General features: G+C 65.7%; 25 protein-coding genes and 1 tRNA gene. 13 read left to right on the top strand and 13 right to left on the bottom strand.

All coding sequences use genetic code 11. From position 1 onward, the window contains the following. Positions 1–32: 32 nt before the first annotated feature. A complete protein-coding gene (gene parC / locus J2Y58_RS04930; RefSeq protein WP_310099500.1) occupies positions 33–2282 on the bottom strand; it encodes a DNA topoisomerase IV subunit A in 2250 nt (749 codons plus the stop codon). A gap of 74 nt (positions 2283–2356) precedes the next feature. Here parC and J2Y58_RS04935 point away from each other — a divergent pair, with 74 nt between their 5' ends. The 6 genes from J2Y58_RS04935 (at position 2357) to purQ (ending at position 7210) form a co-directional block, all read left to right on the top strand. Then, positions 2357–3514: an OpgC domain-containing protein gene (locus J2Y58_RS04935; protein ID WP_310099503.1), complete on the top strand. Its 1158-nt coding sequence runs from the start codon at positions 2357–2359 to the stop codon at positions 3512–3514. After that, complete coding sequence (locus tag J2Y58_RS04940; protein ID WP_310099506.1) at positions 3493–4389, top strand: alpha/beta hydrolase; 897 nt, start codon at positions 3493–3495, stop codon at positions 4387–4389. Before J2Y58_RS04935 ends, J2Y58_RS04940 begins: the two co-directional genes overlap by 22 nt. A 169-nt stretch (positions 4390–4558) precedes the next feature. Beyond that, positions 4559–5374, top strand: a complete 816-nt coding sequence (locus J2Y58_RS04945) for a DUF4349 domain-containing protein (protein WP_310099509.1) — start codon at positions 4559–4561, stop codon at positions 5372–5374. A 99-nt stretch (positions 5375–5473) separates the two neighbouring features. After that, positions 5474–6253, top strand: coding sequence for a phosphoribosylaminoimidazolesuccinocarboxamide synthase (purC, locus tag J2Y58_RS04950; RefSeq protein WP_310099512.1), 780 nt, complete (start codon positions 5474–5476; stop codon positions 6251–6253). Between the two features lie 61 nt (positions 6254–6314). Beyond that, positions 6315–6545: a phosphoribosylformylglycinamidine synthase subunit PurS gene (gene purS / locus J2Y58_RS04955; RefSeq protein ID WP_310099515.1), complete on the top strand. Its 231-nt coding sequence runs from the start codon at positions 6315–6317 to the stop codon at positions 6543–6545. Next, on the top strand, positions 6542–7210 hold the full coding sequence (gene purQ, locus J2Y58_RS04960; RefSeq protein ID WP_310099519.1) for a phosphoribosylformylglycinamidine synthase subunit PurQ: 669 nt from the start codon (positions 6542–6544) through the stop codon (positions 7208–7210). Before purS ends, purQ begins: the two co-directional genes overlap by 4 nt. 102 nt (positions 7211–7312) lie before the next feature. Here purQ and J2Y58_RS04965 read toward each other — a convergent pair whose 3' ends face one another. Continuing rightward, the gene (locus tag J2Y58_RS04965; RefSeq protein WP_310099521.1) at positions 7313–8056 is read right to left on the bottom strand and encodes a queuosine precursor transporter; all 744 of its coding nucleotides are present in this window, start codon (positions 8054–8056) and stop codon (positions 7313–7315) included. A 57-nt stretch (positions 8057–8113) separates the two neighbouring features. Between J2Y58_RS04965 and J2Y58_RS04970 the strand changes: the two genes are divergently transcribed. Next, positions 8114–8190, top strand: a tRNA-Arg gene (locus J2Y58_RS04970). Positions 8191–8344: 154 nt separating this feature from the next. On the opposite strand, the gene J2Y58_RS04975 is transcribed toward J2Y58_RS04970, so the two are convergent. From J2Y58_RS04975 to J2Y58_RS04985, 3 genes are all read right to left on the bottom strand, one after another. Then, positions 8345–8599: a helix-turn-helix domain-containing protein gene (locus tag J2Y58_RS04975; protein WP_310099525.1), complete on the bottom strand. Its 255-nt coding sequence runs from the start codon at positions 8597–8599 to the stop codon at positions 8345–8347. 380 nt (positions 8600–8979) lie between these two features. Beyond that, complete coding sequence (locus J2Y58_RS04980) at positions 8980–9099, bottom strand: hypothetical protein (RefSeq protein WP_310099529.1); 120 nt, start codon at positions 9097–9099, stop codon at positions 8980–8982. 106 nt (positions 9100–9205) lie between these two features. After that, positions 9206–9391 (bottom strand): hypothetical protein, encoded by a 186-nt coding sequence (locus tag J2Y58_RS04985; RefSeq protein ID WP_310099532.1) that lies wholly within the window; start codon positions 9389–9391, stop codon positions 9206–9208. A 171-nt stretch (positions 9392–9562) separates the two neighbouring features. Here J2Y58_RS04985 and J2Y58_RS04990 point away from each other — a divergent pair, with 171 nt between their 5' ends. The 6 genes from J2Y58_RS04990 (at position 9563) to J2Y58_RS05015 (ending at position 12457) form a co-directional block, all read left to right on the top strand. Next, the gene (locus J2Y58_RS04990) at positions 9563–9895 is read left to right on the top strand and encodes a hypothetical protein (protein ID WP_310099535.1); all 333 of its coding nucleotides are present in this window, start codon (positions 9563–9565) and stop codon (positions 9893–9895) included. Positions 9896–9955: 60 nt separating this feature from the next. Next, positions 9956–10627, top strand: coding sequence for a GNAT family N-acetyltransferase (locus tag J2Y58_RS04995; protein ID WP_310099538.1), 672 nt, complete (start codon positions 9956–9958; stop codon positions 10625–10627). A 36-nt stretch (positions 10628–10663) separates the two neighbouring features. Then, positions 10664–10921 carry a hypothetical protein gene (locus J2Y58_RS05000; RefSeq protein ID WP_310099540.1) on the top strand — a complete coding sequence of 86 codons (258 nt, stop codon included), beginning with the start codon at positions 10664–10666 and terminating at the stop codon, positions 10919–10921. An 18-nt stretch (positions 10922–10939) separates the two neighbouring features. After that, complete coding sequence (locus J2Y58_RS05005) at positions 10940–11128, top strand: hypothetical protein (RefSeq protein WP_310099542.1); 189 nt, start codon at positions 10940–10942, stop codon at positions 11126–11128. A 208-nt stretch (positions 11129–11336) separates the two neighbouring features. After that, the gene (locus J2Y58_RS05010) at positions 11337–11999 is read left to right on the top strand and encodes a DUF433 domain-containing protein (protein WP_405053068.1); all 663 of its coding nucleotides are present in this window, start codon (positions 11337–11339) and stop codon (positions 11997–11999) included. After that, positions 11996–12457 (top strand): DUF5615 family PIN-like protein, encoded by a 462-nt coding sequence (locus tag J2Y58_RS05015; protein ID WP_310099545.1) that lies wholly within the window; start codon positions 11996–11998, stop codon positions 12455–12457. The genes J2Y58_RS05010 and J2Y58_RS05015 overlap by 4 nt, the downstream gene beginning before the upstream one ends. A gap of 67 nt (positions 12458–12524) precedes the next feature. On the opposite strand, the gene J2Y58_RS05020 is transcribed toward J2Y58_RS05015, so the two are convergent. The 8 genes from J2Y58_RS05020 to J2Y58_RS05055 all read right to left on the bottom strand — a co-directional run bounded on the left by J2Y58_RS05020 (position 12525) and on the right by J2Y58_RS05055 (position 15257). Next, positions 12525–13121: a hypothetical protein gene (locus J2Y58_RS05020; protein WP_310099548.1), complete on the bottom strand. Its 597-nt coding sequence runs from the start codon at positions 13119–13121 to the stop codon at positions 12525–12527. Then, positions 13105–13287, bottom strand: a complete 183-nt coding sequence (locus J2Y58_RS05025; RefSeq protein WP_310099552.1) for a hypothetical protein — start codon at positions 13285–13287, stop codon at positions 13105–13107. The genes J2Y58_RS05020 and J2Y58_RS05025 overlap by 17 nt, the downstream gene beginning before the upstream one ends. A gap of 86 nt (positions 13288–13373) precedes the next feature. Then, complete coding sequence (locus J2Y58_RS05030; protein ID WP_310099555.1) at positions 13374–13553, bottom strand: hypothetical protein; 180 nt, start codon at positions 13551–13553, stop codon at positions 13374–13376. Continuing rightward, positions 13550–13783 carry a hypothetical protein gene (locus tag J2Y58_RS05035; protein ID WP_310099558.1) on the bottom strand — a complete coding sequence of 78 codons (234 nt, stop codon included), beginning with the start codon at positions 13781–13783 and terminating at the stop codon, positions 13550–13552. The genes J2Y58_RS05030 and J2Y58_RS05035 overlap by 4 nt, the downstream gene beginning before the upstream one ends. A gap of 1 nt (position 13784) precedes the next feature. Then, positions 13785–14036 (bottom strand): hypothetical protein, encoded by a 252-nt coding sequence (locus tag J2Y58_RS05040; RefSeq protein WP_310099560.1) that lies wholly within the window; start codon positions 14034–14036, stop codon positions 13785–13787. Beyond that, entirely contained in the window at positions 14033–14530 is a 498-nt protein-coding gene (locus tag J2Y58_RS05045; protein WP_310099563.1) for a hypothetical protein, read from the bottom strand. Before J2Y58_RS05045 ends, J2Y58_RS05040 begins: the two co-directional genes overlap by 4 nt. After that, entirely contained in the window at positions 14527–15018 is a 492-nt protein-coding gene (locus tag J2Y58_RS05050) for a hypothetical protein (RefSeq protein WP_310099566.1), read from the bottom strand. The genes J2Y58_RS05045 and J2Y58_RS05050 overlap by 4 nt, the downstream gene beginning before the upstream one ends. Beyond that, positions 15015–15257, bottom strand: a complete 243-nt coding sequence (locus tag J2Y58_RS05055; RefSeq protein ID WP_310099569.1) for a hypothetical protein — start codon at positions 15255–15257, stop codon at positions 15015–15017. Before J2Y58_RS05055 ends, J2Y58_RS05050 begins: the two co-directional genes overlap by 4 nt. Positions 15258–15393: the final 136 nt, after the last annotated feature.

The raw sequence follows: 15393 nt of genomic DNA on the forward strand, positions 1-15393 counted from the left end.
GCCGGGGCCGCCCGTTGCCGCCCGGTCCGGCGTTAGAAGCGATTGTCGCGCGGGAAGCCGTTCGGCGGCATCCGCCCCGCCGCGCCGCGGGCGGTGCGCCATTGCGACAGGTCGGATTCGGTCCGCGTCCGCCCGCTGCCCCCGCCCATCGCCCAGCTGAGCCCGTCCGCGAAGACCAGCGTGCGCGCGTCCGCCAGCCCGCCGTCTCGGTAGCGTTGCAATTGCACGCCTTGCCCGCGCGTCATTTCGGGCAGGTCGGCGATCGGGAACAGCGCCAGCTTGCGGTTGTCGCCGATGACGGCGACGAAATCGTCCGGGGGCGCGACCGGATAGACGACGACCAGCGACGCCCCCGCGCGCGGCGTCACCACCGTCTTGCCCTTGCGCGTCTCGGCGATCACCTCAGCCACCGGTACGATGAACCCGCGACCGTCGCTGGCCGCGACCAGCAGCCGCGTCGCGCGCGCCGCGCTCAGCAAGGCGACGATCGGAACGCTGCCGTCCAGGTCGATCGACGCGCGCACCGGCTCGCCGAATCCGCGCCCGCCCGGCAATCTGTCCGCCGCCAGCGTGAAGAACCGTCCGTTCCCCGCCGCCAGCAGCAGCTTGTCGGTGGTGTGCGCATGGAACGCGAACGCCGGGCCGTCGCCTTCCTTGAACTTCAGCGTCTCGGGTGCGGACAGGTCGACATGCCCCTTCATCGCCCGGATCCAGCCGCGCGCCGACAGGATGACGGAGATCGGCTCGCGCTCGATCATCGCCTCCAGCGGAATGTCGCGGGCGGCGGCCTGCTCCTCGATCCGCGTCCGCCGCGCGCCCAGCGCCGTCTCCGGGCCATAGCGGTCGCGCACCTTCCGGAAATCCGCCTTCAGCCGCGTGCGCTGCTTCGCCTCCGACGCCAGCAGCGCGCTCAGCGTCGCCTGCTCCTTCTCCAGCGCCGCCTGCTCGCGCTTCAGCTCCATTTCCTCCAGCCGCCGCAGGCTGCGCAGCCGCATGTTGAGGATCGCCTCCGCCTGCCGCTCGGTCAGCGCAAACTCGGCGATCATCACCGCCTTGGGCTCGTCCTCGGTGCGGATGATCTCGATCACGCGATCGAGGTTGAGGAACGCGACGATATAGCCGCCGACCAGCTCCAGCCGGTCGGCGATCTTGCCCAGCCGGTGCTCGGTCCGCCGCCTGAGCACCACGAACTGATGCTCGACCCACGCCGCCAGCGCGGCGCGCAACGACATCACCCGCGGCGTCCGCTCCTTGTCGAGCACGTTGAGGTTCAGCGGCACCCGCACCTCCAGGTCGGACAGCCGGAACAACCCGTCCATCAGCACCTGCGCATCGACGGTGCGGCTGCGCGGCTCCAGCACGATGCGGATCTGCTCGTCCGATTCGTCGCGCACGTCCGCCAGGATCGGCAGCTTCTTGTCCTCGATCAGCGCGGCGAGTTGCTCGATCAGCTTGCCCTTGGCGACCCCGTAGGGGATCTCCGCGACGACCAGGTGCCACCCGCCGCCCTTCTCGGACACCTTGTCGATCTTCGCGCGTACCCGGAACGCCCCGCGCCCGGTGCGATACGCCTCGGCGATGATCGCGGGCGCGTCGACCAGCAACCCGCCGGTCGGCAGGTCCGGCCCCTTCACATGCTCCAGGATCGCGGCGTCATCGGCATCGGGCCGGTCGACCAGCAGGATCGCGGCGTCCATCAGCTCCGCGGCATTGTGCGGCGGCACGCTGGTCGCCATGCCCACCGCGATCCCGCTGGCGCCGTTCGCCAGCAGGTTCGGGAAGGCGCCGGGGAACAGCTCGGGCTCCTGCTCCTCGCCGTTGTAGGTCGGGCGGAACTCGGTCGCATCCTCGTCCAGCCCGTCCATCAGGTCGATCGCGACCTGCGTCAGCCGCGCCTCGGTATAGCGGTACGCGGCGGCGTTATCGCCGTCGATGTTCCCGAAATTGCCCTGCCCGTCGACCAAAGGATAGCGCAGCGCGAAATCCTGCGCCAACCGCACCATCGCGTCATAGACCGACTGGTCGCCGTGCGGGTGATATTTGCCGATCACGTCGCCGACGACGCGCGCGCATTTCTTGTAGCCCGAGGCGGGATCGAGCTTCAGCAGCCGCATCGCCCAGAGAAGACGCCGATGGACCGGCTTCAGCCCGTCCCGCACGTCCGGCAACGACCGCGCGGTGATCGTCGACAGCGCATAGACGAGATACCGCTCGCTCAACGCACTGTCGAACGGGGCGTCCAATATGCCGATCGGGGGGTTGTCGGAAAGGTCGCTGGCCATGAAGGGGGTTGCCTATCAGGCGGGAGCTCCCGCGTTAAGAGGCCCGCGGTCGAGAATCGCGAACGGGAGCGCGCATGCCACGCTACGGATTGATCGACGGCCTGCGCGGCTTCTTCCTCGTCTTCATGCTGATCAACCACCTCGTCTTCGCGGGCGATTACTGGATGCAGCAGATCAACCACAACAAGCTGGCGTTCGTGGAGGACGCGCAGGGCTTCGTCTTCCTCTCCGGGCTGATGATCGGCCTGGTCTACGGCCGCAAGATGCTCAAACAGGGCTATGCGGAGGGTCGCCGGCAGGTCTGGCGTCGCGCGTTCCAGCTCTATCGCTGGGCGATCGGGATCGTCGTCGCGGTGCTGGTCGCGCGCGCATTGCTCCCCGGCGCGGCGCAGGCATGGGGCAATTGGCTCGGCCACACCAGCCTCACCGGCGATCCGCTCCGGCTCGCCGCGATCGCGACCTTCCTCTTCCAGCCGACCGTCATGGACATCCTGCCGCAATACGTCCTCTACATGCTCGTCGCCCCGCCGCTGCTGCGCTGGTGCCTCGACGGCCATGTCGTGGCCGTGTCCACCGCCTCGCTGATCCTGTGGCTCGCCGGGCAATTGTCGATGCAGCGCATCGTCACCGATCCGCTCGGCGCGCTCGTGACCACCGCCGACGGCCAGGGGCTGCGCGCCAGCTTCAACCTGCTCGCGTGGCAGTTCGTCTTCTTCTCCGGCATGATCGCGGGCGCGCTGACCGCCGCCGCGCGGGTCGACTGGCACCGCGTCTTCCGCGCCGACCACAGCGCCCCCGCGAAGGTCGCGCTGGCGATCTGCCTGTTCTTCGCGCCGCTGCGGCTGTTCAGCGCCTATGGGATGCTGCCGGAGTGGCTGATCGTGAAGATCGACACGCTCGGCATCCGCGGCGATTTCGGGCCGATCTACCTCGTCAACTTCGCCGCCGCCGCGGTCGGGCTCACGTGGCTGCTGATCGCCGGACCGGATCACCCCCGCGCCGCCGTCCGCCGCGCGGCCGGCCTGCTGCGCGGGCTGTTCTCGCTGTCCTACCTGCGCCTGCTCGGCCGACATTCGCTCCACGTCTATGTCTGGCACGTCGCGATCGTCTATGCCGCTTTCTATGTCGACCAGCTCTATGGACCGTTCGCACAATGGCTGAAGACCCTCATCGCGCTCGGCGGCGTCGCGCTCCTGTCGCTTCCGGCGCTGTGGCGAGAGCGCCGCGCCTGATCGCGCTTGCCGCCGCCGCGCTCGCCGCGGCATGTACCCCGGCGATGCCGCACACGCCGCTGACCTGGGCCGACCTCGCCGCCCGCCCGCGTCCCGTCGCCGATGCGACGATCGCCTATGGCGACGACGCGATGCAGAAGGTCGACGTCTGGCTCCCCTCGGCCAAGGGTCCGCACCGCACCGTCCTGATGGTCCACGGCGGCTGCTGGCAGACGGAGATCGCGGACCGCCGGCTGATGGACTGGGCCGCGGGCGATCTGCGCGACGCGGGCTATGCGGTGTGGAACATCGACTATCGCGGCGTCGACCGCGCCGGCGGCGGCTATCCCGGCACCTTCGCCGACGCCGCCGCCGCGACCGACGCGCTGCGGAGCAACGCCGCCCGCTTCGACCTCGACCTGTCGACGGTCGTCGCGGTCGGCCACTCCGCCGGCGGCCACCTCGCGCTCTGGCTCGCCGCCCGCGCGCGCCTTCCCGCCGACAGCGCGCTGCGCACCCCCGACCCGCTCCCGATCGCGCACGTCATCAGCCTGGGCGGCCTCCCCGACCTGGAGGACACCGCGCGCAGCCCAGAGAACGGCTGCGGCACCGAGGTCGTCGCCAAATTGATCGGCACCACCCGCGCCGACCCATACGCCGACACCTCGGTCCCGCGCCTGCTCCCGCTCGGCCTCCCCCAGGACCTCGTCAACGGCCGCGCCGACCGCATCATCCCGTTCCGCATGGGCGAAAGCTATGTCGCCGCCGCGCGCGCGGCGGGCGACCGCGCGACGCTCCACGCGGTCGCCGACACCGGCCATGTCGAACTCGTCACCCCCGGCACCGCGGCATGGGCGGAGACGAAACGCCTGATCGCGCGGGCGTTCGCGCGTTAAGGCATGTCAGGCGTGAGATCGAGCCATGCGCACGTTTGCCAGACCCCCACCCCACTCGTGCTGAGCCTGTCGAAGCACGTGCCCCAAGCGAAGCGTCTGGAACACGCACTTCGACAAGCTCAGTGCGAACGGTTTAGGACTTGGCTTGCCACTCCGTGGGGATGACAAGATGATCCGCCGCCTCCTGCTACCCACGATCCTGTTGCTGGCGGCGTGCAGCGCGCCGAACCAAAATTTCGAGAAGATCAACACCTACGACGTCGAGGAACCCGATCCCAACGGTCCGCAGATCGCCTACAGCTACACGCTCGACTATCGGCTCGAACCGGACACGTTGCCCGGGGTCCATCAGGCGCATCTGAAACTCTGCCATGACCTGACGCGCGCACGCTGCATCGTGATGGAGGACTCGGTCACCAACGGCGAGCATGGCGACGATCGCGGCAATCTGCGCCTGCTCGTCGACGCACGGCTCGCCCCGTCGTTCGACCGGCGGCTCGGCACCCCCGTCGCGGCGTCCGGCGGCGCGCTCCAGTCGCACAGCGTCACCGCCGAGGACGTCACGCGCCAGGTGATCGACGTCGAGGCGCAACTTCGCGCCAAGCAGGCCCTTTCGGACCGCCTGCTGAAGCTGATCCAGACCGGGGGCGGCAGCGTCGGCGATCTCGTTGCCGCCGAAAAAGCCTTCGCGCAGGTGCAGCAGGAACTGGACGCCGCGCGGTCGCAGCGCGCCGATCTCAGGCGGCGCGTCGCCATGTCGGAAATGCGGATCGGCTACACCGTCACGCCGGCGGGCGGCATCTGGTCGCCGGTGCGTCTCGCCGTCGCGCGCGGCGGCGATTCGTTCGCGGTCAGCGCGGCGGCGGCCATCACCTTCGTCATCGCCGCGACGCCGTGGCTGGTGATCGTCGGCCCGGCGATATGGCTGTTGATCCTCGGGTGGCGGCGCTTCCGCCGCTGGCGCGCCGCCCGCCCGCGCGCGTGATTTGCAGCCACCGCGCCCTTCCCCTATAGCCGCGGCTGATTCCCCGCCCCGGCCGTCCGCAAACCCGCGCCGCCGGGGCGCTTCTTTTCGAGGGCAAGCATGGCACGCAGGCGGCAGATCTACGAAGGCAAGGCGAAGATCCTTTACGAGGGTCCGGAACCCGGCACGCTGATCCAGTATTTCAAGGACGACGCCACCGCCTTCAATGCTCAGAAGAAGGGCACGATCAACGGCAAGGGCGTGCTCAACAACCGCATTTCCGAGCACATCTTCACCCTGCTCGACCATATCGGCGTGCCGACGCACTTCATCCGCCGCCTCAACATGCGCGAGCAGTTGATCCGGCAGGTCGAGATCGTCCCGATCGAGGTCGTCGTCCGCAACGTCGCGGCCGGTTCGCTCAGCAAGCGGCTGGGGATCGAGGAAGGCGTGAAGCTGCCGCGCACGATCCTCGAATATTATTACAAGGACGACGCGCTTGGCGATCCGATGATCTCCGACGAGCATATCGCGGCGTTCGGCTGGGCCAGCCAGGAGGAGATGCACGACATCGCCGATCTGGCGATTCGCGTGAACGACTTCCTTTCCGGGCTGTTCGCGGGCGTCGGCATCCGGCTGGTCGACTTCAAGCTCGAATTCGGCCGCATCTGGGACAATGACTACGGCCGCATCATCCTGGCGGACGAGATCAGCCCGGACGGTTGCCGCCTGTGGGACATGGCCTCGAACGAGAAGCTCGACAAGGATCGCTTCCGCCGCGACCTGGGCGGCGAGGTCGAGGCCTATCAGGAGGTCGCGCGCCGGCTCGGCCTCCTGCCGGAGGGCGGCGACACCGCGGTGCTCGACCTCGACGAGCATCGCAAGAACCGCGGCAAGTAACCGCCGGCACACCCGCCCTCGCCCTTGCCCCGGCGCGCCTGCCGGGGCATAGCGCGCGGCCATGAAACTGCGCATCCACGTGACGCTGAAGCCCGGCGTCCTCGACCCCCAGGGCAAGGCGATCGAACACGCATTGGCCGGGCTCGGCTTCGGCGGCGTCAACGGCGCGCGCGTCGGCAAGCTGATCGAGCTCGACGTCGCCGACGACACCGCCGATGCGGATGTCGACGCGATGTGCCGGCAATTGCTCGCCAACACCGTGATCGAGAACTACCGGATCGAGCGCGCGTGAAGACCGCGGTCATCGTCTTCCCCGGCTCCAACTGCGACCGCGACATCGCGGTCGCGCTGGAGCAGGCGACCGGCACCGCGCCGCACATGGTCTGGCACCGCGACACCGAACTGCCGGCCGGCATCGGCGTCGTGGCGGTGCCGGGCGGCTTCTCCTACGGCGACTATCTCCGCTCGGGCGCGATGGCCGCGCGCTCGCCGATCATGGCCGCGGTGCGCGAACAGGCCGCGCGCGGGCTGAAGGTGCTCGGCGTGTGCAACGGCTTCCAGGTGCTGACCGAGGCCGGGCTGCTGCCGGGGGCGCTGATGCGCAACGCCGGGCTGAACTTCGTCTGTCGCGACGTCGCGCTGACCGTCGGGGACGCGCAGGGCGTCTTCACGGGCGGCTACCGCGCCGGCGAGCGCGTGGTCTTCCCCGTCGCGCACCATGACGGCAATTACGTCGCCGACTCGGAGACGCTCGACCGGCTGGAGGGCGAAGGCCGGGTCGCGTTCCGCTATGCCGAACCGGTCAACGGCAGCGCGCGCGACATCGCCGGCATCGTCAGCGCCGACGGCAACGTGCTCGGCATGATGCCCCACCCCGAACGCCGCATCGAGCCCGCGCACGGCGGCGACGAGGGCCGCCGCATGTTCACCGGGCTGTTGGAAGCGGTCGGCGCGTAATTTGCGGCACGCGGCGCTCCCCGCGTCGCGCGATGCCTGCGCGCTCGCCCCTGTTTTGCGTGCCGAGGCCGTTATTTTGGCGGCAGTCGGTGCACCGCGGCGCTACACACGCGCCCGGAACGGGGTGAAATCCGTCCCCCGGTCGTACACGTCGACGCCTTCGGCACGCTTCAACGTCCCCACGACCCAGTAGGTCAGCGGCGTCAGCACCACTTCCCACCCGACCTTCAACGCCCATTGCGTGAACAGCACGACGACCACCAGGTGCGTCGTCCACCCCGCCGCGCCGAGAAATGCCAATGGATAGAAGATCATGCTATCCACCCCCTGTCCCGCGATCGTCGACCCGATCGTCCGCATCCACAGGTGCCGTCCCTCGGTCAGCACCTTCATCCGGGCGAGCACGTAGGAATTGACGAACTCCCCCGCCCAGAACGCAAAAACGCTAGCGAAAACAATGCGCGGCACCTGGCCGAACACCGTCTCATACGCCGCTTGGTTCTTCCAGTCGGGCGCCGGCGGCAGCGCCACGACCACCCACGCCATGGCTGCCATGAACACGGTCGCGCCGAACCCGACCCAGATCACCCGCCGCGCCCGCGCATAGCCATAGACCTCGGTCAGCACGTCCCCGATGATGTAGCTGATCGGAAAGAACAAAATCCCCGCGCCGAACGGCCAGTCGCCGACGCCCGGCAGCCGCACCTGCGCCACCTTCCCGGCGCCCAGCACGTTCGACAGCAGCAGGATGGCGACGAACGCCGCCATGACGATGTCATAATGCCGCAGCCGCGCGCCATCGACCCGATCGGCGGTGACCGGCGTAATCCCTGCCTTCTCCGTCATGCCCGGATCATGCTCCCCATTCCTTCGCCGGGCAATAAGCGCTAGGCGCATCCACGGGCGCCCGTAGCTCAGTTGGATAGAGCAAGGAGCTTCTACCTCCTTGGTCGGGGGTTCGAATCCCTCCGGGCGCGCCAACTGTCTTGGGTTAAAGCGTTAAAATAGAACGCCTTTGCGAAACATAACCGCTAGTTGCTCCCCCACCTACTCCCACGTCTAATTGCGACTACACGCGAATATCGGCGAACAGCGCCGAACGATCGGGCTTGCTCAATGGTCTCTCACGCCGGATCAAAGGTCGAGGTCTATCTGCTCTGGCCGAATGTATCGAGGTGCCACGACATAGCCCTCCGCTGCCAAACGGCGCAGCGACTCCACATGCACCAGCCGGCGCCGGCCGATCTTTACGGTGGTGATCTCCCCGCCCGCGATCAGCTCGTAGAAGGACGTGCGCCCAATTCCGATCATCGCGAGGGCTTCTTTTACCGTAACGGTGAGAGGAGGTCGTGTAGTCGAGGCGCCAGCAGGCACCGTGATGCTCTTCATAAAACCAGCTCCCTAGCAGTGGTGGCTGGTGGGCTCTCCGCAGCTTAATCATTGCACTCCAACGCGCGGCCTGCAAGCCTGTGACAGCTATATGCCTGCGACATTGTCGTAGAAATAAGTCGTTGATTTTCGGCGTTTAAATCGTGCGTTACAACGTGGCACAAACCGTAACACGTTGTGACCCTTAGGTGCCGCGAGGTAGGTATCTGAAAACAAACAGTATTTGGCACGCGAAGCTTGCGTAGGGTGTGTCTCCGTACTCATCCAATCGTCGCGCTAAGCCGGTTCGCTCGTAGCCGACGCTTCCTGCTTCCCAAATCTGTTTCGAGTAGGCCAAGGCCCGTCAAACGGCGGGTACACTCTCAGCTTGCGCCTCTATCTCAGCTCGGTCGCCCAATCCTGTAAGGCCCTGATCGCGTCGCGAGTGGTTGCCCCTTCCAGCTCAATCGTACCAAGCCCGCTTGCACCAGATCGTCGACTGCGGAGTGGACCTGGGGCATCGCGCTGTGCCAATCCTGTGCGATGGCGCGCGCCACCTCGCGTGGGCAATCGTCGCGCTGGGCGCTCAGGCCGCAAGCATAGACAGCGTCACTTTTCGTGGATCGCTCATGCGCTCTTAGTCAGGATGAAGGCGATCAAGAATCCAGCGACGGCGATCAGGCCCGAATAGTCGTGCGTCGCCTCGGTCGCCTCCGGGATCATGGTGTCGACCAGCATGGTGAGGATGGCGCCCGCCGCCACAGCCGCCTTCCGGTCGCGCAGCACAGCCGGCCGCACGGAACGCGGCGCCAAGAATCGCGTTCATTCATGGACGGTGCAGGGCGCACTTCCTATATTGGCACGACGGCGACGCAACTAGCTGATTCATAGAGGGAAAAAAATCTATTGAACCTTCGTTCCCTTTTAAGAGATAGTGCATTATGCACACAGCGTCGCGTAACCGCGGCTGAAGGGCTTGGAAAAATGACTGACGAACTCATCGCCGGCGATGCCTTCGACAAGGAGGTGGCCGAATTCGACCGCAGCCGGCATCAGGTGTTTGAGCACCTTGCGCTGCTCCTGAAGCAGGCTAGCGCTGCCCCCGCCGAGGCGGACTTCGGGCGCGTTGTAGCACAGGCTCAAAAGATCCTCAGCAAGAGCGATCTTGAGCTTTCGCAACTGTTTAAAGTCAGCCGCCCGACCATCAATCGTTGGGTGCGTGGCGTCACCGCGCCGCATCCGATGTTGAAGCGCGCTGTGTTCGAGACGTTTATCGCTGAAGTTCGGACGGCACTTAAGGGGCTCAGAACGAACTGAAGTTTGCCGGTATCGGCAATCGTGCTACGCGGCCTTCCAGATGTCACTGGGAGGCCGTTTTTGATTCTGCTGTCCGCCATCGACTTTGACGAGTGTAAAGCTGCATACGGCTGGCATCGCGGTTTTGCCGGCGCGAACGACGCTCTCTTCCCGCGCTCACGCGACCGATTTGAAGAGTTGGTGATGGAGGGGAGCGTTTGGGCAGCACGCGAGCCCTCCGGCGACTATCTGGCGCTTGCATATGCTTCATACAACGAGATCGAGAAGGAATGCGAAATAGGCGGCCTGATGGTCGCCGTGCAAGCTCGAGGCAAAGGACTTGGCACACTCGTCATGAGGCTTGCGCTTGCCCACATTGTACTTGAAGAAAATCTTCTCTCTGATCCCAATGTCCGCGTTGTTGCTCATGTGCTCAAGGCGAATCCGATGCCACGAAACATAATTGAGAGGCAACTCCAATTTGTTCACGCCAAGCAAGTTGAAATTCCGCAGGAGGCTTTGCCGGGCCTAAGAGCAGATCCAGATGGCATAATTCGCGGTGACGAGTTCGAGCTTTCAAACCCGCAGACTCTGCTGGCGCTTGCCGAATGGGCTAGGTCGTGGACAGGGAAACTAGCGGATGGACACGTGGCAGACATTGAATTGCGCAACGGAATTAGTTTGCTTGACTGGGCGGCGGCCCTTGAAGATCTTGCGGCAACCCCAGCTGTGGTGATCTCCGCTGCAGACTGAGATGATCATCGACTGCCACTGATCAAGGGAAGCAGCATGTTTGAAGTCGGCCGCAGATACCGAATTACCACATCGGACCACGATGGCGTAGGCTCCAGTTCAGGCACCGTGGTAGCGTGGGAAGCGCCTCTCCTGAAGGTGGAGCGTATCGGCAGCTATGAGATCATCAACACAGCTGCCCCTCAGTTTGTATCGGCGGAACCGGACGACGAGGCGCATCGTCATGCTCAGGCCGCAGCGGCCAAGGACATTGCCGACAGAATTAGAATCAATTTTGGACATGAGACCCCTTGATCCGCGGAGCGCCCCGTGATGCCCATGCATTCGATCGATGCTTACCCCGAGAAGGCCTGCCCCGTCTTCGTCAACCAGACAGGTAAAACGGTGTGGGTCGCCTCTGGTAGCTTTCGTGGCGAACCGCTGATCGTCAAAGGTCAATCTGAACGAGCCGCCGCTGATCAGTGGAAAGAGCTGGCAGAGTGGCGTTATCGAACGAGCTGATCGCGTCGGCAGGGGGTGAGCGTTCGGCTACGGACGCTGAGCCGCTACCCTTCAGATGGGAAATGCCGTCAGAGGCTGACGCAGACGGTCGTATCCGGCCGCAACGGCGTGCATTGCGCTCCTTGACGCATGGCCGCCGATAGGTGATCCCCCCTTCGGATCGGCAAAGGAGGCCGCACTGGAGTATCGACGAATTGATGCAGATCCGCTGCTCGCGGGCTTCTACAGCCCTGCCGATGCCGCACGTCTGCTTCAGGTTGCGTCTCCCAAGCTGCGCGGCTGGTTGAACGGCTGGGGTAGCAGCGCCGCTGGCCCCATCGTTGATCGAGACTTTAAGGAAGCTCGAACCATCAGTTTCTTGGACCTGATGGAGATGCGTTTCATTGAGGCTTTTCGACGGCAGGGCGTGTCGATGCAGACCCTGCGCGCCGCAGCGTCGCGAGCGCGTAAGGAGTGGAATCAGCCGCATCCCTTCGCCTTATCACGGGCGAAGTATTTAACCGATCGCCGCAGTGTGTTCGCCCAGGTCGCCGAGCAGCAACGCGATCAGGTCACATGGGACATGGCGTCTGGTCAGCACGAAATGTGGGACGTTATCGAGGCGACGATTGCAAAAGGCGTTGAGTTCGACCCGGCGTCGGAGCTCGCTCGGCGCTGGTATCCGTTGCCCGCTGAGTTCCCAATGATCGGTATCGATCCCGCTGTCGCGTTCGGCAAGCCGGCGCTTACAGAGGAGCGCGTTCCTACTGCTACCATCCACCGTATGTGGAAGGCTGAAGGAGGCAATATAAACAGAGTTGCAGCCGCCTTTGAAATCAACCCGGACGCCGTGCGAGCGGCGGTCGAATATGAGATCATGACCGCAAGTTGAGGATCCGGGCGGACGAGCACGTCGCTCCAGCGATCGTTCAGGCGGTCAACCAGATCGCCTTGAGTGAAGGATTCCAGCTGACGTCGGTCCTTAAGGAAGGTTTCAAAGGCGCTAGCGACGTGCATTGGATCACCGCCTTTGCAGCGGACGGTGGAGAAGCGATCCTGACCGCAGATACCGACTTTTTGAAGCAGCCACCGCAGGTGCAGGCGGTTGAGCGGACTGGCATCAAGGTAATCCATCTACCAGCCGCATGGGCAAATGCTTCTTTGGCGGTGCAGACTGGCCATATTCTGATTTGGTGGCAACGCATTGAGGCTCAGCTCTCGACCATGAAGCAGCGCCAGTGCTTCCAGACACCATTCGCTGTGTCAGACAGCCTGCCTCTAAAGCAAATTATCATAGACTTTCAAGCAATTAATAAGAAGGCCAAGAAAGCGGCGCGGCGCGAACCATAACGGCCAGCCGAGCGGATTACCGGGGCAATCTCGGTGTGCTGACCACGGGTCAGCGATGCATGGTCCGTCACGAGATGAACATAGCCTCGACGATCGCCTGCATCAGCACGCCGCGGGGCACGGGCACACTTACCGACGTCCACCCGGCGTTCTGCGCTCGCCGCAGGCCATAGAGCCCGATCCACGACCGCCCATGCAGCCGCCACGCCCGTTGCAGCGCCGCCACCGGCATGAGCACGCACGTTGCCGCCGGCGCATGGGCATAGGCGATGAAGTCCGCCGCCAGCGGCTTCTGCACCCAGCCGGGAGACTTGCGCACCTCGTCGGACCATCGCTCCAGCAGGACGTCCGGCCAATCCTCGGTGCGGATCTTCTCGTCCACGGTGTACGTCCGCCCGCACGCCAGCGTCAGCAGCCGATCGATGCCACCGCGCTGCGCCCACCCGTCGTGCTCGACAGCGACCGCGGACATCAGCGTCGGGAATGCTCGCCGATAAATCGGCAGCCACCAATCCGGCCCGTACTGCGCCGCCAGCGCGTGGCTGTCCTCGAACCGATGCACGCGGTTGAAGCCCGACCTCCGCGCATGGCGAGCGACAGGCTGGTGGATGACGCGGGTCGATGACGCCGGCTGCCAGGGTGCGGTGCTATTGATCGCCTTCACGGTCGTCCTCACGGTCGTGGGTGTCTTCGTCTTCGTCGCGCAAGTCCTCCAGATCTGGATCACCGTCGATCTGGTCCATCCGATCGATCATGCGCTCGGTCAGGCGCGCCAGCTCGTCACGCGGCAAAACCGGGATCGCTGCGAACAGCGACCCCGTGCCTGCCATGTGGTTGCGCCTCGACCATGCGCGGGTGCGGTGGCGGCGCCACGGCTTGATGGCCGCCGCCGCGCTGGAGGTTGTGGACGCCTGTCTCAATGCCGCTGCTCCAGCAGCCGCATGATAAAGCGATCCCACCAGCCCCATAGAGCGGCCATGCCGGCGACGTAGGCGACGCCGGGATTGGTTCGCCATGCCAGGACGAATAAGGTGATGACGCCCGCCACCATCCCAACCACCTGCGCGATCAGCCGCGCTCGCCGCCGCCACTTCATGCGACTGCTCCAAGCTGCTTGCGCTCGATCGCGGCCTTGATCGCTTCCTGCCGGTCAGGCCGGCCGATCAGCGGTGTTATGACGGTGGTCAGGTCCTCCGGGTGGCAATCGTCGACCATCAGCGCGAGCCGCCGGCCGGACATCAGCGCATAGCCGCCGCCGATCTGCGTCATCGCCGCTAGCCACGCGGCCGGATCGAACGTGTCGAGGTGCTTGAGCACGGTGGCCATCTCAGCGGTAATCCGGCTTTGGCGTGCGGCCGAGCTGCACGGCGAAGTGGATGCCGAACCACTGGACCTCGAAGTAGCGCACCGGCCCTTCGCCGCCGACGTGAAGCCGGCCGCCCTCGTCGACGCGGATCTCCTCCATGCGCTCGACGTGCACCTCGCCCCAGTTATACCAGGGCTCGGCGGTGGCGATGAAGCGCGCCAGCCAACGAGGGACGCGCGGTTCACGGGCCCCCTCAATCGTGACGGGCTTCATGCTAGCATCCCCGATGGCGTGCCGCCTGCGAGCCTCACGGCGTCGGCAAGGGTCTGCTTAATGTGGCTGAAGGCGAAGGCTCCTGCGAAGTCACCATGATCCGGTTTGAACAGATGATGGATCTTCCACGCCAAGGCGTCCGCGTCGGGGGCGGGGATGTCCAACAGCCGTGACAATGCGTCGGCTGCGGCATCGTCGGTGCGGTTCGACTGAGTCGCGGCGGCGTCGATCCCGAAGCGCTGGCGACATTCGGCGCTATTGTCGCCTGTGGCGATCCAGCTATCGCGAAGACGCTGGTAGCGCTCGTCGTCGGCTTGTGCTTCGGCTTCCGCGGCCTCCCACTGGCGCATCGCAGCTACCCAGCCGGAACGATCAAGGGCTGCGCCGCTCGCCTCGCTGGCGAGGGCAGCGCCCCCGGCAACGATGGCGGCACCAGCGGCACAGGCAGCGTCTCCGGTGAGAAGCTGGCGGCGGTTCTGAGCGGCCATGGTCATGCCTCCCCTGCGAGGAACGGTTCGGCTTCGGCGGCGATGCGAGCCGCGTCGTCCGGCGTGGGCGAAGCGCCCTCGGCATTGACGATCACCAGCAGGGCTAGCTTGGCCAGCATTTCGCCTGCGTTGGCCGCCGCCGTCTTCATGATCCTGCGGTCGAGCTCGTTCACCGCGATGCACGCCGCATCGTGCACCGGGGTGCCCTCGGTCAGCGTTTCGGCGCGGGCCAGCGTCGCCCGCCGCTCGGCAAGCCATGTCGCGTGGCGGTTCTCGCCGGGCGCGGACACGGCGCGCATCGGCTCGGAGTCGGCGGCACTGTGAAGGGTGTTGCTCAGCGCTTGCGCCATCTCGCCCAGGCCTTCGATCGCCTCGGCGGCCACCGACGTCTCAGGCGCGCCGCCAAGCGAGTCCCCGACCAGCGCGCACAGGGCCGAGATGGACGATGCCGTGCTCGCCGCGGCGAACAGGCGCTTCTCTTCGATCTGGATCATGCCGCCTCCGCCATCTGGAAGGGAGCGAGCGCGACCGCCATCAACGAGGCATGCAGCCCGGTGGCGGCGATCGCGTACGTGAGCGCCAGGCCGGCAGCATCGATCGCGCCGGCGACGCTGGGCTGCGAGGTCCACGCCTCGAAGGCCGCATAGTCGTCGCTGTCCTGCGCCTGTTTCAGCGCCGCGGAGCCGTATTCCTCGCGGATCGCCGCTGAGCTGCCCCCTTCTGAGTGGTCCATGGACTATGAGAGTCTGGATCAAGGAAGGGACGACGAATGCCTGCCAAGAAGCACAAGCCCGAAGAGATCATCGGCAAGCTGCGTGAGGTTGAGATCATGGTGAGCCAGGGTGGCACGACGGCCGAGGCATGCCGGC

Source organism: Sphingomonas sp. BE138, from assembly GCF_031456125.1.
GTDB lineage: Bacteria > Pseudomonadota > Alphaproteobacteria > Sphingomonadales > Sphingomonadaceae > Sphingomonas.

What these genes read in the sequence shown, in the direction of transcription:
- J2Y58_RS04935 (WP_310099503.1), top strand. Translation starts at nt 2,357, where the DNA reads ATGCCACGCTACGGATTGATCGACGGCCTGCGCGGCTTCTTCCTCGTC.
- purC (WP_310099512.1), top strand. Translation starts at nt 5,474, where the DNA reads ATGGCACGCAGGCGGCAGATCTACGAAGGCAAGGCGAAGATCCTTTAC.
- J2Y58_RS05005 (WP_310099542.1), top strand. Translation starts at nt 10,940, where the DNA reads ATGCCCATGCATTCGATCGATGCTTACCCCGAGAAGGCCTGCCCCGTC.
- J2Y58_RS05025 (WP_310099552.1), bottom strand. Translation starts at nt 13,287, where the DNA reads ATGGCAGGCACGGGGTCGCTGTTCGCAGCGATCCCGGTTTTGCCGCGT.
- purS (WP_310099515.1), top strand. Translation starts at nt 6,315, where the DNA reads ATGAAACTGCGCATCCACGTGACGCTGAAGCCCGGCGTCCTCGACCCC.
- parC (WP_310099500.1), bottom strand. Translation starts at nt 2,282, where the DNA reads ATGGCCAGCGACCTTTCCGACAACCCCCCGATCGGCATATTGGACGCC.
- J2Y58_RS04990 (WP_310099535.1), top strand. Translation starts at nt 9,563, where the DNA reads ATGACTGACGAACTCATCGCCGGCGATGCCTTCGACAAGGAGGTGGCC.
- J2Y58_RS05000 (WP_310099540.1), top strand. Translation starts at nt 10,664, where the DNA reads ATGTTTGAAGTCGGCCGCAGATACCGAATTACCACATCGGACCACGAT.
- J2Y58_RS04975 (WP_310099525.1), bottom strand. Translation starts at nt 8,599, where the DNA reads ATGAAGAGCATCACGGTGCCTGCTGGCGCCTCGACTACACGACCTCCT.
- J2Y58_RS05055 (WP_310099569.1), bottom strand. Translation starts at nt 15,257, where the DNA reads ATGGACCACTCAGAAGGGGGCAGCTCAGCGGCGATCCGCGAGGAATAC.
- J2Y58_RS04965 (WP_310099521.1), bottom strand. Translation starts at nt 8,056, where the DNA reads ATGACGGAGAAGGCAGGGATTACGCCGGTCACCGCCGATCGGGTCGAT.
- J2Y58_RS04945 (WP_310099509.1), top strand. Translation starts at nt 4,559, where the DNA reads ATGATCCGCCGCCTCCTGCTACCCACGATCCTGTTGCTGGCGGCGTGC.
- J2Y58_RS05050 (WP_310099566.1), bottom strand. Translation starts at nt 15,018, where the DNA reads ATGATCCAGATCGAAGAGAAGCGCCTGTTCGCCGCGGCGAGCACGGCA.
- J2Y58_RS05030 (WP_310099555.1), bottom strand. Translation starts at nt 13,553, where the DNA reads ATGAAGTGGCGGCGGCGAGCGCGGCTGATCGCGCAGGTGGTTGGGATG.
- J2Y58_RS05035 (WP_310099558.1), bottom strand. Translation starts at nt 13,783, where the DNA reads ATGGCCACCGTGCTCAAGCACCTCGACACGTTCGATCCGGCCGCGTGG.
- J2Y58_RS05040 (WP_310099560.1), bottom strand. Translation starts at nt 14,036, where the DNA reads ATGAAGCCCGTCACGATTGAGGGGGCCCGTGAACCGCGCGTCCCTCGT.
- J2Y58_RS05045 (WP_310099563.1), bottom strand. Translation starts at nt 14,530, where the DNA reads ATGACCATGGCCGCTCAGAACCGCCGCCAGCTTCTCACCGGAGACGCT.
- J2Y58_RS04980 (WP_310099529.1), bottom strand. Translation starts at nt 9,099, where the DNA reads ATGCCCCAGGTCCACTCCGCAGTCGACGATCTGGTGCAAGCGGGCTTG.